This is a genomic window from Microbacterium sp. CBA3102, assembly GCF_007954505.1.
Classification (GTDB): domain Bacteria; phylum Actinomycetota; class Actinomycetes; order Actinomycetales; family Microbacteriaceae; genus Microbacterium; species Microbacterium aurugineum.
In genome coordinates this window covers 2,747,299-2,765,938 of the sequence record NZ_CP042412.1, presented here as the reverse complement: position 1 = coordinate 2,765,938, position 18,640 = coordinate 2,747,299, and the positions used below count along the sequence as shown (strand labels likewise).

The following is an 18,640-nucleotide window of genomic DNA, read 5'->3' as shown; positions in this document are numbered from 1 at the left end:
AGGGTTCAGAGCGGGCCGAGCACGCGTTTGGGGTCGGCATCGAGTGCGAGGGTCTCGAGCACCTCGAGGAGTTGCCGTTCCTCGTAACGGAAGTGGCTCTCCATGATCGCGGCGATCCCTTCCAGGTGCCGGGCGAGCTCGACCGGTGTTGCCGATGCGTCCACCGACGACTGCAACCCGCTCACAAGGTGAGCGATCATCGAGTGATCCTGCTGCAGATACCGCAACGTGTCCCGCAGTTCCGGGTGCGCGGCCGCGATCGCGGGGAACAGCTCGCGATCCTCGCCCTCGTGATGTCCGGTCAGTGCCGTGCAGAACCCATGGCAGAACAACAGCAGCTCACGCCCCGCGACCTCGGGAGATCGTCCCTGTGCGGCGGAGTCCTGCGCGACCCGCAGCGCCTGACGGAGCCGGTCATGCACCTGCCGCAGTTCGGCTGCCCAGGCGACCAAGCGCGCGCGCTCCCCCTCGAATGGCGGGACGGACGGCGAGCTGAGTCGCTGCAGTATCACCACGGGAATCACCCGCGACGTGCTCGCCTGATAGTCACCGAATTCCGGATCCTGCTCGACGACCTGCGCGAACAGCCGGTCGCGCTCTATGCCTGACGGAATCGACGCGAGTGCGTCGAATGACTCCGCTCCGACTTTGACGCTCACCTGGGGACGCGCGCGGACGTTCGCAAGCCATGCGGGGTGCCGTGGCCCGCCCATCGCCGATGCGACGACGGCGCGCATCCCGTTCAGCTCGAAGTACGCCAACGGTGTCGTGCGGCGGATGCCCGTGCGCGCGCCGGTCGTGGTGAGCAGAGCGAGGGTGAACCCCTCGAACTTGCCGCCGACGCGGCCGGCGTTCGCACGGAACTCGTCGATGACACCGCGATTGAACGCGTTGACAGCAGTGCTGTCGGTTTCGCCGTTCCGGGCTCCTGGCCCGGTGTTCTCGCCCTCAGTCACGAGAGGGCGAAGGGGTCGACATCATCTGTCGTCCTCCTTCATATCCCACGCCTCCATGCCTGACACGGACTGCCAACGACACGCGACGTTGGCATCAAGCTAACACCATCTGACGATGTCACCAAGGTCGCGAGGGACGGATCGACTCAAGGGAACAGCCTCCCTGGACATCACAGCTAACCCGTTCCGCGCGCAAGCTGCGCCGCCACGTCGATCAACCGTTCCGGATGCTCGAGCAGTGCACGCTGTTCGGGGTGCGCGATGAGATGGGCGATCAGGCGGTGCGCCCCCGCGACGCTCGGAGCCCAGTATCCGCCGACATGATGGCGACTCAACAGCACGGTGGTGTTCTCACCATCGACCGTGAGGGTCGCGGTACCGTCCTCAGGTTCGACTCCGGGGTCGCTCAGCATCGCCGCGGTCACGGCACCGAGCACCAGCGTGCCGACCAGACCCGGCAGACGAAACCTGGTGGTCGGCACGTCGAGCACGACCCGTTCGACGCTCGCCCACGGCAGGATGCTTCGGCTCTCGACACCCGCCCGGATCATCACCGCCTCCGGCGTCAGCCGAAGATGATGGCGGCCGGGATCGCCGACGGCCAGCGCATCCGGGACGACGATCAGCGGACCGTACCGCTTCACGAACCCTCGCTTGCGGGAGGAAGCGCCTCCCGCCCTTCCGTCACCAGCACGTGGAACTGGGCTGCGTCGAGAATCCGGAGTCCGAGCTCTTCGGCCTTCGCCAGCTTCGACCCGGCACCCGGCCCGGCAGCGACGAAGTCCGTCTTCTTCGAGACGCTGGATGCCGCCTTGCCCCCCGCCTTGATGATGGCCTCCTGAGCGCCCTCCCGGGTGTATCCGTCGAGCGAGCCGGTGGCGACGATGGTCAGGCCTTCCAGGACGCCGCCGGCGGGAACCGCACCACCCGGACCGGGGTGACCGGGCGTCGACCACTGCACACCGGCGTCCGCCCACTGCTGCACGATCTCCTGGTGCCAGTCGATCTCGAACCAGTCGAGGACCGAATCCGCGATGATCCCCCCGACCCCCTCCACGGCGGCGAGCTCGTCGCGCGTCGCAGCGCGGATCGCGTCGAGAGAACCGAACCACTGGGCGAGTGCGCGCGCCGCGACCGGCCCGACGTGACGGATGTTCAGCGACACGAGCAGACGCCACAAGTCCTTCGTCTTCGCCTTTTCGAGCTCAGCGAGGAGCGTCAACGCCTGCGAGGAGGGCTGCGGCCCCTCGAGACCGGACTTCCTCTCAGCCGGGGTCGGATTCCTGCGGAAGGGCGCACGCGTCTTGACGACCCCGTCGTCATCCTCCTTCGGAAGCCCGGTCTCGGCATCGCGCACGAAGAGTTCGATCGGCACGAGTTGTTCGAGGGTGAGGGCGAACAGGCCCGCCTCCGTCTCGAGAGGCGGGATCGCCGGTGAGGTCGGCTGCGTCAACGCGGCTGCGGTGACCTCACCGAGAGCTTCGACATCGAGTGCCCCGCGTGAGCCGATGTGCTCGACGCGACCGCGGACCTGTGCGGGGCAGGAACGGGCGTTCGGGCACCTCAGGTCGATGTCGCCCTCCTTCATCGCCCGAAGAGGTGTGCCGCACTCGGGGCATTCGACGGGCATCACGAACTCGCGCTCCGTGCCGTCTCGTCTCTCGACCACGGGTCCGAGGACCTCGGGGATGACATCACCGGCTTTGCGCAGCACGACGGTATCGCCGATCAGCACGCCCTTGGCTTTGACCACGTCCTTGTTGTGCAGCGTGGCCTGACGCACCACGGAACCGGCGACGTGCGCCGGCGCCATGACGGCGAAGGGGGTCGCACGACCTGTACGACCGACCGAGACCACGATGTCGAGCAGCGTGGTCTGCACCTCTTCCGGCGGGTACTTGTAGGCGATCGCCCACCTCGGCGCACGACTCGTGGCTCCGAGTTCAGCGTGCAGCTCGAGCTCGTCGACCTTGACCACGATGCCGTCGAGCTCATGCTCGATGTCGTGCCGATGCTCGCCGAAGTACTCGACGAACGCGACGACGTCGTCGATCGTGCCGCAGACCTTCGTGTGCGGGCTCGTCGGCAGGCCCCATCCGGCGAGCACTTCGTACACCTCGCTCTGCGCTGCGACGGGAGGATTCGTCCACGCGCCGACACCGTGCACGTAGAGCGACAGGGACTCGATGCGTAGAAGTCCCGCTTCGAGCTCGAGCCCGTTCTTCTTGTCGATCTGCTGACGGAGCCCTCCACTGGCCGCGTTCCGTGGATTCGCGAAGGACGGGAAGCGTCGCGCGGCGGCGGTGCGCGCCTTCTCTTCGTCGAAGGGCTTCTTGACCCCGCTCCGCGCTTCCCACTTCGCGAGAGCATCGGCGTAGGCGCGATCGCGGTAGCTCGCCTGCGCGGCATTGAGGCGTTCGAAGGCCGCGACCGGGATGAACACCTCACCGCGCACCTCGACGATCTCGGGGTGTCCCTCGCCGCTCAGACGATACGGGATCTCCGGGAGACGCAGGGCGTTCTCGGTGACGACCTCCCCCACTCGTCCATCACCACGCGTCGCCGCGGAGGTCAGGACTCCGTTCTCGTACCGGAGGTTGATCGCGAGGCCATCGATCTTCAGTTCGGTGAGCCATGCGACGCGACGGCCGGCCGCGGCTTCGGTCTTCGCCGCCCAGTCCCTCAGCTCGTCGACGGAGAACACGTTGTCGAGGCTGAGCATGCGCTCGGCGTGCTCGATGGTCGCGAGGCCTGTGGCCTCGGCGGCGCCGACCATCTGCGTGGGCGAGTCCTGCCCCTGAAGCTCGGGATGAAGCCTCTCGAGTTCTTCGAGCCGGTGCATCCACCCGTCATACGTGAAATCGTCGACGAGCGAGGTGTCTCGGCCGTAGTAGGCCTCTTTCGCATCGAGAATGCGGGTGGTCAGCTCCTCGGCTTCGGTTCGGGCGTCTTCCAGCGAGATGTTCTCCGGCACCTCGACAGTCTATGAGTGGGCACCGACACCGGAAACGTCTACGCGCCGACCGGAACGGCCGAGACCGTGGTGTCGATCGTGAACTGTCCGAGAACGCGGGTGCCGACATACAGCACCGCCGTCTGCCCCGGCGCCACCCCGTCGAGCGGAACGTCCGGGACGACGCGGACGCCGGTGTCCGAAACCGTGGCCCGCGCAGGGACCGGTTCCGCGTGAGCGCGGATCTGGACGTGGCATTCGAACGCGGATTCGGTGGGTGCGGCGCCCGCCCAGCTGAAGCGCTCCCCCGCGATCTCCGCGATCGCCAACGCTTCCTTCGGACCGACGACGACCGTGTTCGACACCGGCCGGACCTCGAGGACGAACCGAGGCTTGCCGTCCGGGGCGGGGATGCCGAGCTTGAGTCCGCGACGCTGTCCTACCGTGAATGCGTGGGCGCCCTCGTGCGATCCGACGACCTCACCACTGCGATCGACGATCTCGCCCGTGGCGGTGCCGACCTTCTCCGCCAGCCAGCCGCGGGTGTCGCCGTCGGGGATGAAGCAGATGTCATGGCTGTCAGGCTTCTGCGCGACGCTCAGCCCACGCGACTCCGCCTCCGCGCGCACGATCGCCTTCGACGGCGTCGTGCCGAGCGGGAAGTATGTGTGAGCGAGTTGCTCGGAGGTCAAGACGCCCAGCACATACGACTGATCCTTGGCGTTGTCCGAGGCACGGTGCAGCTCCAGCCCCTGCTCGCCGTCGATGAGTGTGGCGTAGTGGCCCGTGCACACGGCGTCGAACCCGAGCTCGATGGCTCTTTCCAGAAGCGCGGCGAACTTGATCTTCTCGTTGCAACGCATGCAGGGGTTGGGCGTGCGGCCCGCCTGATACTCCGCGATGAAGTCCTCGATCACGTCGTCGCGGAAGCGCTCCGAGAAGTCCCAGACGTAGAAGGGGATGCCGAGCACGTCGGCGGCCCGGCGTGCATCGAGAGCGTCTTCGATCGTGCAGCATCCACGGCTACCGGTTCGCAGCGTGCCCCCGGCGCGGGAGAGAGCCAGATGCACACCGACGACGTCGTGTCCCGCCTCCACAGCCCTGGCGGCTGCAACGGCGGAATCGACTCCACCGCTCATCGCCGCAAGTATCCGCATGAGAACAGTCTACGAGCGTGTGCCTGTGCCGGCGCCGGATGCGCGGGCATAGGCATCGGCGATGACGGCGAGTACCGCATCGACATCCGCGGCCGTCGACGTGCGCCCCAGGGAGAACCGCAGCACACTGCGCGCCTCCCGCTCGCTCCGCCCCATCGCCATCACGACGTGTGAGGGCTCGGCCACCCCTGCCTGACACGCGGATCCTGTGGATGCGGCGACCCCGGCCACGTCGAGAAGGAACAGCAGGCTCTCCCCCACGGCACCGGGGAAGAGCACGTGCGCGTTGCCGGGCAGACGCTCGATCGGGTCGCCGAGGAGCACGGCGGAGGGCACAGCGGAGCGGATTCCCGTGATGAGGCGGTCGCGGAGACCGGCCAATCGTGCTGCCTCCTGTTCGCGCTCGGTCTCGGCGAGTTCGACCGCGGTGGCGAACGCCGCAGCTCCGGGGACGTCTTGCGTCCCGGCCCGGAGCCCGCGTTGCTGGGCACCACCGCGCAACAGTGCCGTGATCCGTGCGGTGCGGGCAGCGACGAGGACTCCGACTCCCACCGGCGCGCCGATCTTGTGGCCGGCCAGGCTCATCGCCACGAGTCCGACACCGTCGGCGGCGTCGCCACGCATCGCGCGGAACGACACCGGAACATGGCCGAGCGCGGCCACGGCGTCGAGGTGCAGCGGCACGCGGGCGATCGCCGCATGGCGGGCCAGCATCGCGGCCGGGTTGATCGTGCCCGCTTCGTTGTTCGCGACGAGGGCCGTCGCGAGGGCGGCACCGGGAAGGCGTGCGGCGAAGTCCTCGGGGTCTATCCGCGCATGGGCGGTGACCGGCACCCGACGCAGCTCGGCGCCGTCGTCGAGGAGAGCGGAGACGGTGTCCATCGTGGCGTGGTGCTCCGCCTCCGGCATCACGACCGCCGCTGTCCCGGTCGGGCGGGATCGCCACATCCCCTGCAGCGCCAGATTGATCGATTCGGTACCACCCGAAGTGAACACGATCTCGATGGGATCGGCGCCCAACACCGCGGCGACACGCTCGCGCGACTCCTCGAGCAGACGCCGGGCGTCCTGTCCTGCCCCATGTGTCGACGACGCGTTGCCCACGGTCTCGGAGGCATCCAGCCACGCGGCGCGCGCCTCCGGTCGCAGAGGCGTGGTCGCCGCATGATCGAGATAGTGCCGCATCCCTCGATTCTCTCGCGAATCGGCCTCGGTCGGGGCGTGTGGGCGTGGAACCCGGTACGCCCGGAGATGAGACGGCGACACATCGCCTCTAGTGTGTACTCATGCCCGTGTCCCCTGCCCTCGCCGTGCCCGGCGGCTCCACTCTCGACCACCTCGGTGTCCGTCTCCATGACGGCGTCGGCACGCTGCGCGTCTGGTCGCAGAACGCCTCCTCCGTCGAGCTCGTGGTGTTCGACGCCACCGACCTCGACTGGGCGACGGATGAGCTGGAACTCGAGCGCCGCCCCGGCGGTGTCTGGGAGATCACGACGGAGCTGTTGCAGCCCGGCGTGCGGTACGCCATCCGGGTCGGAGGGCCGCACGGGCCCGGGAACACCTTCAACCCGGAGACCCTCCTCCTCGACCCCTACGCCCGCGGCCTCGCTCAGGGCGACGGCTACGAGGAGTGGCGCTCGGTCGTGATCGTCGACGGCTTCGACTGGGGCGACTCGCAGAAGCCCCGGGTGCCCCTGGATCGCACGGTCATCTACGAGGGCCACCTCAAAGGGCTCACCAAGCGTCACCCCGACGTTCCTCCTGCTCTGCACGGCACCTACGCCGGTCTCGCGCACCCCGCGATGATCGAGTACTTCCACTCGCTCGGGATCACGTCGATCGAGCTTCTGCCCGTGCATGCCTTCGTGCCGGAGCCCCGCCTGCTCGAGCGTGGCCTCACCAATTACTGGGGCTACAACACCCTGAACTTCTTCACCCCGCACACGGCCTATGCCACCGAGGAGGCCCGCAAGGAGGGCCCCGAGGCCGTGCTCGCCGAGTTCAAGGGCATGGTCAGGCTGCTGCATGAAGCCGGTCTCGAGGTGATCCTCGACGTCGTCTACAACCACACGTCGGAAGAAGGCATCGGCGGCCCCCGTTCGAGCCTGCGCGGCATCGACAACGCCTCCTACTACCGACAGGACGAGTCCGGGGTCTACATCGACACCACGGGGTGCGGGAACACTCTGAACACGGCCACCGACGCCGGTGCGAGGCTCGTTCTCGATTCCCTCCGCTACTGGGCGCAGGAGATGCAGATCGACGGCTTCCGCTTCGACCTCGCGACCGCGATCGCGCGGGACGGCACGCACACCTATACGCCCGACCATCCGCTCCTCGCAGCCATCGCGAACGACCCGATTCTGGCGGACACCAAACTCATCGCCGAGCCGTGGGACGTCGGACTCGGCGGCTGGCAGACGGGCAACTTCCCGACCGGCTGGCAGGAATGGAACGACCGCTACCGCGACCGCGTGCGCAACTTCTGGCTGAGCGACATCGACTACGCGCGTCGAGCCTCAGCACCGGTGGGGATCGGCGGGTTCGCGACGCGGCTCGCCGGCTCCTCGAACACGTTCAGCGAGGAGCGCGGTCCCCTCGCCAGCGTGAACTTCATCACCGCGCACGACGGTTTCACCCTGCACGACCTCGTCTCCTATGACGTGAAGCACAACGAGGCCAACGGGGAGCACAACCGCGACGGCGCCGACATGAACCGCGCGTTCAACCACGGGATCGAAGGCCCGACGGACGACCCGACGATCCTGGCCGCACGGCGCAAGGCCATGCGCAACCTCCTGGGGACGCTCCTGCTGTCCGCGGGCGTGCCGATGCTCACGGCCGGCGACGAGGTCGGACGCACACAGCGCGGCAACAACAACGCCTACGCGCAGGACTCCGCCCTCACGTGGCTCGGGTGGGAGTTCGAACCGTGGCAGGAGGATCTGCGCGCGCATGTCTCCCGCCTGACCCGGCTGCGGCAGGAGAACCCCGCGCTCCGTCCCAGTCGCTATGCCCGACTGGGTGAACACATCCCGAACGCCTCCGTCATGGACTGGTACGACCAGAACGGCGAGACGATGGAGCAGAGCCAATGGGCGGATCGCGGCAACCGCACCCTGCAGTACGTCGCGGCATCCACTCCTGACGCCGAGGCGTACAACCGCATCCTGCTCATCGTGCACGGAACCGAGTCACCGATCGACGTGCGTCTCCCGGAGGAGATCGAGGATGCGACGCGCTTCGTCTCGTTGTGGTCGAGTGCGCAGGAGCGTCCCTCCGACGACGAGGAGGTCTTCGCCCCCGGAGACGTCCTGCCCGTATCGGGCACGTCGATGAGGCTGTTCCGGGTCGAATGACACCCGGCTCCGACGCACCTCACGGCGCGCTACCCGCGATCACGTCCGCGCGGTAGATTCGGGATGTGGCTGCACGTGCTGGTACTCGGTCCTCGGCTCTCCGGAGCCCCGCTCAGATCCCGGCGCGCGCGCCCGGGCACGTAGACCTCCCCGGTGCGTTGCGTACGACCCGGCTCCCGCTGCTCGACCCCTCGCCCGCAGTCCCCGGTGGTTTTCCCGCCAAGGCCTTCGTCGGCGAAGTCGTCCCCTTCCACGTGGTGTCCTTCCGCGAGGGCCACGACATCATCGGTGTGCATCTCCGCCTCACGTCGCCCTCCGGAGAAGAGACGCTCCACAGACTCTCCCCTCGTCACGACGGCACCGACACCTGGTCGGCAGACGTCGCGCTCGACGAGCAGGGCACCTGGCACTACCGCTTCGAGGCGTTCGCCGATGACTTCGCGACCTGGGCCCACGCGGCAGCGTTGAAGGTCGCCGCGGGCGTCGACGTCCCCGTGATGGCGGCCCTGGGCGCCGAACTGCTCGCGCGCGCCGCCACGGAGAAGGACCGCCCGGCCGCGCAGCGACGACGGCTGCTCACAGACGCCGAGTCACTGCGGAGCGGCGACGGCGCGGTGACCGCGGCCCTCGCCGCGGACCCCCAGCTGACGGAGATCTTCCGCGCCCGGCCTGTCACGGCGATCCGCTCCGCCACCCCCGAGCAGAGTCTCGTCGTCGATCGGCCGGCCGCAGGAGTCGGTGCCTGGTACGAGTTCTTCCCGCGCTCCGAAGGCGCCAAGCGGTTGAAGGACGGGACGGTACGGAGCGGGACGTTCCGCACAGCGACGAAGCGCCTCCCGGAAGTCGCGGCGATGGGCTTCGACGTGGTCTACCTCGTACCGATCCACCCGATCGGCATCACGAACCGGAAGGGACGCAACAACACCCTCACGGCGGAGCAGGGCGACCCGGGATCGCCGTATGCCATCGGTGCGGAAGAGGGCGGCCACGACGCGATCCACCCCGACCTCGGCACTCTCGCGGACTTCCGGGCCTTCGTCCGCGCCGCGCGGAAGGAGGGCCTCGAGATCGCGCTCGACCTCGCGCTGCAGGCCTCCCCCGATCACCCCTGGGTCAGGGAGCACCCGGAGTGGTTCACCACGCTGCCCGACGGCAGCATCGCGTACGCGGAGAACCCGCCGAAGAAGTACCAGGACATCTACCCGCTCAACTTCGACAACGACCCTGCGGGGATCTCGGCGGAGATGCTCCGGGTGGTTCAGCACTGGGTCGCGCAGGGGGTGAAGATCTTCCGGGTCGACAACCCGCACACCAAGCCTCTGCAGTTCTGGGAGTGGCTGATCGCGGAGGTCAACGCGGTCGACCCTGACGTGATCTTCCTCGCGGAGGCGTTCACCCGTCCCGCGGTGATGCGCGCCCTCGCCGCTGTGGGGTTCCAGCAGAGCTACAGCTACTTCACCTGGCGGAACACGAAAGCGGAGCTCGAGGAGTTCCTCACCTCGGTCTCACACGAGACCGCCGACTACATGCGCCCGAACCTCTTCGTGAACACCCATGACATCCTGACCGAGTATCTGCAGTTCGGCGGTCGGGCCGCCTACCGGGTCCGTGCCTGCATCGCGGCCACGGCAGGACCGGTCTACGGCGTCTACGCCGGCTACGAGCTCTTCGAGAACGTCGCCCGCCCGGGTTCCGAGGAGAACATCGACAACGAGAAGTACGAGTACAAGTTCCGCGACTGGAACGGGGCCGAGGCTCGCGGGGAGTCGCTCGCGCCGTTGCTGCGCAGGCTCAACGAGATCCGCGCCGCCCACCCGGCGCTGCGTCAGCTCCGCAACTTCTCGACCCACTGGAGCGATGACGACGCCGTCCTCGTCTACAGCAAGCACCTCGCGGCGCCGTTCACCGGGAGCGGGCACGCGGACACGATCATCGTGGTCGCCAACGTCGACCCGCATTCGGTGCGGGAGACCACCGTCCACCTCGACACGACCCGGTGGGGTGTTCCCCTCGGCCACCCGTTCGAGGTCGAGGACCTCCTCACCGGCGCGATCTGGACCTGGAGCGACCACAACTACGTACGACTCGACGCCTTCGCCGAGCCGGTCCACATCCTGAAGGTGAGGGAGCGATCATGAGCTACGCGGAAGACGTCGCCGCATCCACCGAATGGGAGGCGGTCTCGTCGGCCACCCACCATGATCCGCATTCCGTGCTCGGTGCACATGCCCACCAGGACGCCGCCGACCGGACGGTGACCGTCATCCGCGTCCGACGCCCTCTCGCGTCGGAGGTCGCCGCCGTCTTCGATGATGGAACCAGACTCGAACTCTCCCACGCCGCGCACGGCATCTGGGAGGGGCAGCACGTCGGTCCCCCTCTCCCCTACCGGGTCGCGACGCGCTACGCCGATCACGCGGAAACCGTCGTGGGCGATCCTTATCGGCACCGTCCCACCCTCGGCGACCTCGACCTGCATCTGATCGCCGAGGGGCGTCACGAACGCCTCTGGGAGGCGCTGGGGGCGCACCCCCGGACCTCGGAGGGCGAGCCGGGCGTCTCCTTCGCCGTCTGGGCGCCCAACGCCACCGCGTTGCGCGTGGTGGGTGACCACAACGACTGGAACGGCGAAGCCCACGCGATGCGTTCGATGGGGGTGAGTGGAGTCTGGGAGCTCTTCATCCCGGACCTGTCGGTCGGCACCCGGTACAAGTACCAGATCCGTACGCGTGACGGGGCATGGATCCTCAAGGCCGACCCCATGGCGCTCGCCGCCGAAGTTCCTCCGGACACGGCCTCCGTGGTGACTTCCTCGTCCTATGCCTGGTCCGACGGTGCGTGGATGACCCGGCGTGCGGCAACGCATGCCGTCGCGCAGCCACTCTCGATCTACGAGCTCCACGTCGGGTCCTGGCGTTCCGGACTCGGGTATCGCGAGCTCGCGGGTCCGCTGATCGACCATGTGACGGCGGCAGGGTTCACCCATGTCGAGTTCATGCCTCTGGCCGAGCATCCGTTCGGCGGCTCGTGGGGCTACCAGGTGAGCGGGTACTACGCGCCGACGAGCCGGTTCGGCAGCCCCGACGATCTGCGCTACCTGATCGATCGTCTGCATCAGGCCGGTATCGGCGTCATCATGGACTGGGTGCCGGGGCACTTCCCGAAGGACGCCTTCGCCCTCGCCCGCTTCGACGGTCAGCCGCTGTACGAGCACCCCGACCCGCGCCGCGGCGAACACCAGGACTGGGGCACGCTCATCTTCGACTACGGACGCCCCGAGGTCCGAGGATTCCTGGTAGCCAACGCGCTCTACTGGCTCAGGGAATTCCATGTCGACGGGTTGCGGGTCGACGCGGTCGCTTCGATGCTCTACCTCGACTACTCCCGCGAGGCCGGCCAATGGGAGCCCAACATCCACGGCGGACGCGAGAACCTCGAAGCGATCCGGTTCCTGCAGGAGGTCAACGCCACCGCCTACCGCCTGCATCCGGGGATCATGATGATCGCCGAGGAATCCACGAGCTTCCCGGGCGTCACCGCCCCCACCGATCACGCGGGGCTCGGGTTCGGCTTCAAGTGGAACATGGGGTGGATGAACGACTCGCTCCAGTACATCTCACGTGATCCCATGTACCGCTCGCATCATGAGGGCGAGATGACGTTCTCGTTCGTCTATGCCTTCGGCGAGAACTACCTGCTGCCGATCAGCCACGACGAGGTCGTGCACGGCAAGGGGAGCCTGCTCACGAAGATGCCGGGCGATCACTGGCACAAGCTCGCCAACACCCGCGCGTACCTCGCGTACATGTGGGGGCACCCGGGCAAGAAGCTCCTGTTCATGGGACAGGAGTTCGGTCAGCTCGCCGAGTGGTCGGAGAGTCGCGAACTCGATTGGTGGCTTCTCGACCAACCCTCGCATCTGCAGTTGCAGGATTTCGTGGGCGCGATGAACCGGACCTATCGCGCACAGGCACCGCTCTGGGCGCGGGACAACGACGGGTCGTCCTTCCATCGACTCGGTGCGCCGAACTGGGATCCGTCCGTGATCGCGTTCGAGCGGCGCGACGACCACGGAGGACGCTTGGTCGTCGTCAGCAACTTCGCGGGCGTCGAGCACGCCGGCTATCGCCTCGAGCTCCCCCGGGAAGGGGTGTGGCAGGAGGTTCTCAATACAGACGCCGCCGAGTACGGCGGCCGAGGCTCGGGAAACCTCGGCATGGTCTTCGCGAGCGCGGATGAGGGCGCCGCTCCCACCGCGGTGGTGACACTCCCCGCGCTCTCGACGCTCTGGCTGCGCCATCAGCCCGAGCCGCACGTGCCCACCGTGAGTCACGGGTGACAGTGCACCCGACCGGTTCCCGTCTTCCCTAGAAGAGCAGCGAAGAGAGCCGGTTGCGGGCGGAGACGACGCGCGGGTCGGCTGCCCCGATGAGTCCGAACAACTCGACCAGGCGCTCCCTGACAGGAGTGCGCTCATCGGAGGGCAGCTGCGCGAAGAGGTCGAGCAGTCGACCGAACGCATCGTCGACGTGACCTCCCGAAAGGTCGAGATCCGCGACATCGAACTGCGCCTGGACATCGAGCGGACGCTCGGCGGCCGCCGCACGGGCCGCCTGGAGATCGAGCCCCTGGACGCGATCGAGAAGGCGCACCTGTCCCAGTCCGGCGAGGGCTTCCTCGTCACGCGGGTTCTCGGCGAGTGCCTTCTCGTACGCGCGGATCGCGGCGGCGTAGTCCCCGACCTCGATCGCGGCGAAGGCCTCGGCGTGCAGCGGCGGAAGCTCCGGCTCCTCCGGTGCACTCGGTGCGTCAGCAGCCGCCGTCTCCTCGACCGCGAGAGTGCCGGTGACACCGTTCTGTGCGGCGACCTGCAAGAGCTGGGCAAAGACCTCTCGCACCTGCTGCTCCGGCACCGCACCGGTGAACATCGGCACGGGCTGGCCGGCGATCAACGCGACCACCATCGGGATCGACTGCGCCCGGAAGCTCTGCGCGAGCTGCGGGTTCGCATCGACATCGACCTTCGCCAACAGGACGCGACCGCCGAGTTCGCGGGTCACCTTCTCGATGATCGGGCTGAGCTGCTTGCACGGACCGCACCACTCCGCCCACAGGTCGACGACGACCGGAACCGTGCGCGAGAGCTCGAGGATCTGGCCGAACGTCTCATCAGTGGCGTCGACCACGACATCGACGACGCCGGGCGTGGCCGTGCTCTCGGACGGCGACGCCGGCCGGTTGCGGAGGCTCGAAAGGTCCACCGCGCCACGCAGCGCGGCCGGGGAGATTTCACTCACTTGATCACCTTCACGGAGAGGAGGTCCTGGTGGACTGCCAGGAGTCGGATCTGTTCCGTCGATCCCTGTGCGGGGACCGAGAAGAACAGCTGGAACTCGTACGTCGTCTCGACGCCCTTCGCGGACTCGGTCGCCCCCGTCAGCGCCTTCGCCTCGGCGTTGTCACCGAATCGGATCACCACATCCGACGACGTCGGAGTCACGGTCTCCTTGTCGGTGAGAGACACGGCGACGATCGCACCACTATCGAGAGTGGTCATCGAAATGGGCTCGGCGGTCGTCGGGGACATGTCGAAGGCTGCCTTCGACGTCTCTGACGCCCCCTTGTCGGCGAGGTTCTTCACGACGGCCTGCCTGCTGTCGGTGATCGAGCTCGCGAGATTCAACGCGAGGTCGTCGAAGAGACCGTAGTACTCGCTCTTCTCCCCGGCATCGACGACATCGGCGAAAGCCGGAGCGAGCTCAGCCGGTGGAAGCGTCAGGAAGGCGGAGTCGGACGGCACGAGGGAGGTGCCGAGCCAGGTGGCTGCGACGTCGGGGAACACAGCGTCCGCCGACATCTCCGCCATGTTGCTGATCCGGTAGTTCGACCACGGATCCGCCTGCGTCATCATGAGGAGGACCGGGGGCACGGTGTCGTCACCGGTGCTCTTCGACAGCATGAGGACCGTGCGGGGCCAGCGGTCGGTGGCCTCGGGGAGCACCACCTCGAAGTCGTCGGTCGGGATGGCTGCGGGTAGCGCCATGTCCGCGATCTTCGACCGCAATGCATACTCCGTGGTCCGCGCGGCGAGTGCGGGGCCGTCGAGACGAGTGGTCGCGAGGTCGAGGTCGAGCGCGGAGTCCGCTTCGGCGACGGTCTCGGACGCGGACTGCAGGATGCGCTTGGCCTGCGACTCCGTCACAGCGGGCGGCTTCTGGTTCTCGGGGGCGATCACCGTCGGGCTCGGCGACGGAGACGCCGAAGCGCCGTCGAACTGGGGCCAGGAGTCCGCCGAGCATCCGGCAGCGAGGACGGCCGTCAGACCGAGTGCCGGGAGTGCCAGCATCCGACGCCGCCGCATCGGGCGCGCCGCTCGCATGGCGTTCTTCGAGTCGGTTCCCTTGTGATCGTCCACGATCTCCGCATCTTCGGTCCCGTCGTCCGATGCTCCGTCGACGGAAGTCTGAGATTCCGATGTATCGTTCCCGGCTTCGAGTGCTGCGCGCTCCGCGGGCGGAAGCGCGGCGACGTCGATCGGCTCGGTCGCCGGAAGCGGGCCGGGACCCTTGCGACGAGGGCCGCGTCCTCGCCGCTGATGGCGGATCCCCAGCACGTACAGGATGAGTCCGATCAGCAGCACGATGCCACCGGCGACCATCAGCGGCCCTGCCAGAGGCGTCTTCGTGTCCAACGGCCAGGAGACCGTGATCTGGTCGGGCGCGTCGAGCGTGCCGTCGTAGGCGATCAACGTGCTCGTTCCCTCGGGCAACTGGATCTTGTCGACGGTGAGGAGGTTCTCATCCTCGAAGGAGTCCAGCCACAGGTCAGACCCTCGCGGGTCGCGGCCTGCGGGTTCCTCGGTCGCCCCGTCGCCCGCGTCCTCACCGGCGTCCGTCGAATCCGGGTCTTCGGGTGCCGTGACGTGCTCGACCGACAACTCGCCCTCGTCGTCCACCGTCACCCGGTTGTAGTCGGAGTCAGCCAGCCAGGCCTCCATGTCGGCGGTCCGACCGTAACTGCTGAAGATGTCTCCCTGGCCGCGGACGATCAGCTTCTGCGCACCCGGGTTCGTCCGCAGGACGTCGCCATCCAGCAGCACGAACGGTGCGGGCTCATCGATCTCGACCTGCGTCTGCTGCGAGTCGGGCCCCATGAATATGGTGCGCTGGGCGATCCCCGCCCCGATCAGCACCGCGGCCAGCACGAAGGCCACCACGGCCCATACGAAACGCACGAATAGTCTCCTCACGCATCACCGGCATCTGCCCGCGACGCAACACTCGACATTTCAGACTAGCGAAATCAGCTGTGTGTTGCCCACGAGGAGGTGCAGTGCGGGCAGGAAACGGCACGTCGCCCGCTGCTCGAGGCTCCCGCTCGGTAGCCTTGCTGCAGCCGTTTCGAGGAGTCCACAGATGAAGATCCACAATCCCTTCCGCACCGCGCTGGTGGCGACGCTCGGAGTGGGGTTGGGGATCCTGCTGATCAGCAGCGTGCAGACGCTCTCCACGGTGCTCCTGTACGTCGGCACCGCCCTCTTCCTCAGCCTGGGCCTGGATCCGCTGGTCTCGTTCCTCGAACGCCGCAAACTCCCCCGGTGGCTCGCCGTGCTGGTGACCATCGTCGCTGTCCTCGCCGTGTTCAGTGGGATCGTCCTGATCATCCTCCCGGTGCTGGTGGACCAGATCTCTCAGCTCATCGCACAGATCTCGGCGATCGTCTCACGCGGGAACCTGATCCCCGATCTCAAGGAGTGGATGCAGGCCACGTTCCCCAACCTGCTCGTCGATGACGTCTTCACCTACGTGACGGAATGGCTCACGACGAACCTGGCCGAGATCGGCGGCTCGATCGGTCAAGGGGTCCTCGTCGCGAGCGGCGCCGTCCTCAGTGGACTCTTCGGGGCGTTCATCGTGCTCATCCTGACGATCTACCTGACCGCGTCGACCCCCTCCCTCAAGCGCGCCGTCTACCAGCTCGCCCCGGCCTCGAAGCGCGATCGGTTCATCGACCTCTCCGAGCAGATCACCGACTCGGTCGGCTACTACGTGATGGGCCAGGTCTCCCAGGGTGTGCTCAACGGCGTCCTCAGCGCCATCTTCCTCTCCATCATCAATGCGCCGTTCCCCACGGTCCTCGCGATCATCGCGTTCTTCTTCTCGCTGATCCCGCTCGTCGGCACCCTGACGGGCTCGACGATCATCGTGCTCGTATGTCTCATCCCCGGACTCGGCTCGCCGGGAATCGCGATCGCCGCTGCCATCTACTACTTGATCTACATGCAGATCGAGGCGTACGTGATCTCCCCGCGCATCATGAGTCGTGCGGTCTCCGTTCCGGGCGCCGTCGTGGTCGTCGCCGCACTCGCCGGAGGAAGCCTGCTCGGGCTGCTGGGGGCGCTCATCGCGATCCCCGTCGCCGCGAGCATCCTGATCATCTACCGTCAGGTGCTCATCCCCCGCATGAACGAGCTCTGAGGCGAGGCGGAGGGCTCAGTCGGCCTCGGGCCAGTGCGTCGCCAGCGGGAGCGCCGACGGGTTCACCGCCGCCACGATCTCGGTGAGCACACGCCGGGTCTGCGTCTCCCCGACCCACAGATGCTTGCCGCCGTCCACGGCGATCAGATTCGCGTGCGGGATCGACGCGAACCGTTCACGTGCCTCGTCCGGACGCAGGTAGTCGTCGAGTTCCGGCACCAGGATCACCACGGGCACGTCGACCGCACCCCAGGCAGCGACTTCCGCGTCCGTCGCGCGGTGCAAGGGCGGGGAGAGCAGGATGATGCCGGCGATGTCATGGTCGCGACCGTACTTGAGGGCGAGCTCCGTACCGAACGACCATCCGACGAGCCAGGGATTCGGCAAGGCGCGGTCACGGACGAAGTCCATCGCCGCCGCCACGTCGAACTGCTCGGCGGCACCGCCGTCGAACGCGCCATCGCTGGTCCCGCGCGGCGATGTCGTTCCGCGGGTGTTGAAGCGCAGGACCGCGAGGTCGGCGAGAGCCGGCAGGCGGGCCGCTGACTTACGGATGATGTGGGAGTCCATGAAGCCGCCCGCGGTGGGCAACGGGTGCAGCGTCACGAGCGTCGCCACCGGTGCGGTCTCCTGCGGCACGGCGAGCTCGCCGACGAGCGTGAGCCCGTCCGCGGTCGTCAGCTCGATGTCCTCGCGCTGCGCCGGAAGCTCCAACGGTCCTCGGATCTCCATGCTCACGCCATCCTCCAGCAGTGTGTGTGCCAATGTCTACGCGCGGCGAGGTCCGCCGCGTCGCCCAGCACTCCGTCGGCACGCCAGGTCACGAGGTGCGCCGTGCCAATCACGATCTGTCCGCCGCAGCCCGGGCACACATACGCCTTCTGTGCCTGCACGGCAGAGACCGGCTGCACGGTCCACTCCGTGCCGCGGCGCGTCTCGGTGCGCTTCCAGCCGGCGAGCAACCTGTCGAACGCGTCCTCGGGTTCCGGGCGCGCCGGAGGGCGTCTGCGTGAGCGTGGCATGGCGCCTGCTCACCACCAGTGGTTGTTGGTCCAGAAGTTGTAGGCACCGGCCCAGCTGCCGTACCGTCCCGTGGCGTACCCCGTCGCCCACCGCAGGTTGTCGACCGGGTTGTAGCCGTTGCCCGGCACCTTGCTGCAGGGCAGTGCCTGAACCAGGCCGCACGCGCCCGACGACTGATTCGTGGCGTTGGGATTCCAACCGCTCTCACGCGAGACGATGTAGTCGACGTACTGCCAGTCGCTCTGGGCGATCCCGGCGGCAGCCATCCACTCGGCGGGTGCTCCGCCTCCCGAGTACGGGGGCAGCGACGATCCGCCGGACGACTCGCCGTTCGAGCTGGACGCGACCGTGGGAGCGGGCTTCGGCTTGGGCTTCGGCTTCACGTACACCTCGAAGGTGCCGCGCTCGATCGGCGTGATCGCGGCACCGCTCACGGTGACCGCGAGGTTCTGGGTATCGGCGAGAGCCAACGAGTAAGCCGAGTCGGGCGAGTCGGTCGGGGTGGGGTCCGCCAGCGCCACTCCGGTCGGTGCGACGAGTGCTCCGGCGAATCCGACCACAGCGAGGGCGCTGAAGACACTCACCACACCGCGTCGACGCGACCAACGGCGAGCACCCGGGCGCGAGGCTTTCACCCTGGCCGCGGGCACCGGCGAGGAGTCGCTTCGTTCGAGGTTCATGTCGTTTCGGGAGTTCACGATGAAGGACAGTCTAC

At 67.7% G+C, this 18,640-nt stretch carries 14 protein-coding genes; 4 read left to right on the top strand and 10 right to left on the bottom strand.

Going from position 1 to position 18,640, the window contains the following annotated elements; translation table 11 throughout:
* Positions 1 to 5 precede the first annotated feature (5 nt).
* The 5 genes from FGL91_RS13180 to FGL91_RS13160 form a co-directional block, all read right to left on the bottom strand.
* A complete protein-coding gene (locus tag FGL91_RS13180) occupies positions 6 to 956 on the bottom strand; it encodes a nitroreductase/quinone reductase family protein (RefSeq protein ID WP_131490968.1) in 951 nt (316 codons plus the stop codon).
* Between the two features lie 176 nt (positions 957 to 1,132).
* Positions 1,133 to 1,600 (bottom strand): hypothetical protein, encoded by a 468-nt coding sequence (locus tag FGL91_RS13175; protein WP_131490967.1) that lies wholly within the window; start codon positions 1,598 to 1,600, stop codon positions 1,133 to 1,135.
* The gene (ligA, locus tag FGL91_RS13170; RefSeq protein WP_153244014.1) at positions 1,597 to 3,930 is read right to left on the bottom strand and encodes an NAD-dependent DNA ligase LigA; all 2,334 of its coding nucleotides are present in this window, start codon (positions 3,928 to 3,930) and stop codon (positions 1,597 to 1,599) included. The genes FGL91_RS13175 and ligA overlap by 4 nt, the downstream gene beginning before the upstream one ends.
* A 38-nt stretch (positions 3,931 to 3,968) precedes the next feature.
* Positions 3,969 to 5,066 (bottom strand): tRNA 2-thiouridine(34) synthase MnmA, encoded by a 1,098-nt coding sequence (mnmA, locus tag FGL91_RS13165; protein WP_131490965.1) that lies wholly within the window; start codon positions 5,064 to 5,066, stop codon positions 3,969 to 3,971.
* A gap of 9 nt (positions 5,067 to 5,075) precedes the next feature.
* A complete protein-coding gene (locus FGL91_RS13160; RefSeq protein ID WP_153244013.1) occupies positions 5,076 to 6,251 on the bottom strand; it encodes a cysteine desulfurase family protein in 1,176 nt (391 codons plus the stop codon).
* Positions 6,252 to 6,352: 101 nt separating this feature from the next.
* Here FGL91_RS13160 and glgX point away from each other — a divergent pair, with 101 nt between their 5' ends.
* From glgX to glgB, 3 genes are all read left to right on the top strand, one after another.
* The gene (gene glgX / locus FGL91_RS13155; RefSeq protein ID WP_153244012.1) at positions 6,353 to 8,425 is read left to right on the top strand and encodes a glycogen debranching protein GlgX; all 2,073 of its coding nucleotides are present in this window, start codon (positions 6,353 to 6,355) and stop codon (positions 8,423 to 8,425) included.
* A 65-nt stretch (positions 8,426 to 8,490) separates the two neighbouring features.
* Positions 8,491 to 10,563, top strand: coding sequence for an alpha-1,4-glucan--maltose-1-phosphate maltosyltransferase (locus FGL91_RS13150; protein WP_194239216.1), 2,073 nt, complete (start codon positions 8,491 to 8,493; stop codon positions 10,561 to 10,563).
* Positions 10,560 to 12,764, top strand: coding sequence for a 1,4-alpha-glucan branching protein GlgB (glgB, locus tag FGL91_RS13145; RefSeq protein ID WP_153244011.1), 2,205 nt, complete (start codon positions 10,560 to 10,562; stop codon positions 12,762 to 12,764). The genes FGL91_RS13150 and glgB overlap by 4 nt, the downstream gene beginning before the upstream one ends.
* Positions 12,765 to 12,792: 28 nt before the next feature.
* On the opposite strand, the gene FGL91_RS13140 is transcribed toward glgB, so the two are convergent.
* Together FGL91_RS13140 and FGL91_RS13135 are read right to left on the bottom strand one after the other, a co-directional pair.
* Positions 12,793 to 13,722, bottom strand: coding sequence for a tetratricopeptide repeat protein (locus tag FGL91_RS13140; protein WP_131490961.1), 930 nt, complete (start codon positions 13,720 to 13,722; stop codon positions 12,793 to 12,795).
* The gene (locus FGL91_RS13135) at positions 13,719 to 15,659 is read right to left on the bottom strand and encodes a glycosyl transferase (protein ID WP_131490960.1); all 1,941 of its coding nucleotides are present in this window, start codon (positions 15,657 to 15,659) and stop codon (positions 13,719 to 13,721) included. Before FGL91_RS13135 ends, FGL91_RS13140 begins: the two co-directional genes overlap by 4 nt.
* A gap of 181 nt (positions 15,660 to 15,840) precedes the next feature.
* Here FGL91_RS13135 and FGL91_RS13130 point away from each other — a divergent pair, with 181 nt between their 5' ends.
* Positions 15,841 to 16,902, top strand: a complete 1,062-nt coding sequence (locus tag FGL91_RS13130) for an AI-2E family transporter (RefSeq protein WP_047523349.1) — start codon at positions 15,841 to 15,843, stop codon at positions 16,900 to 16,902.
* A gap of 15 nt (positions 16,903 to 16,917) precedes the next feature.
* Here the strand turns inward: FGL91_RS13130 and FGL91_RS13125 are convergent, their stop codons facing one another.
* From FGL91_RS13125 to FGL91_RS13115, 3 genes are read right to left on the bottom strand one after another with little or no spacing between them, the layout of a single operon-like run.
* Complete coding sequence (locus FGL91_RS13125) at positions 16,918 to 17,634, bottom strand: alpha/beta hydrolase (RefSeq protein WP_047523351.1); 717 nt, start codon at positions 17,632 to 17,634, stop codon at positions 16,918 to 16,920.
* Between the two features lie 2 nt (positions 17,635 to 17,636).
* The gene (locus FGL91_RS13120; RefSeq protein ID WP_153244010.1) at positions 17,637 to 17,924 is read right to left on the bottom strand and encodes a hypothetical protein; all 288 of its coding nucleotides are present in this window, start codon (positions 17,922 to 17,924) and stop codon (positions 17,637 to 17,639) included.
* Between the two features lie 9 nt (positions 17,925 to 17,933).
* The gene (locus tag FGL91_RS13115; RefSeq protein WP_227991617.1) at positions 17,934 to 18,623 is read right to left on the bottom strand and encodes a transglycosylase SLT domain-containing protein; all 690 of its coding nucleotides are present in this window, start codon (positions 18,621 to 18,623) and stop codon (positions 17,934 to 17,936) included.
* Positions 18,624 to 18,640 lie beyond the last annotated feature (17 nt).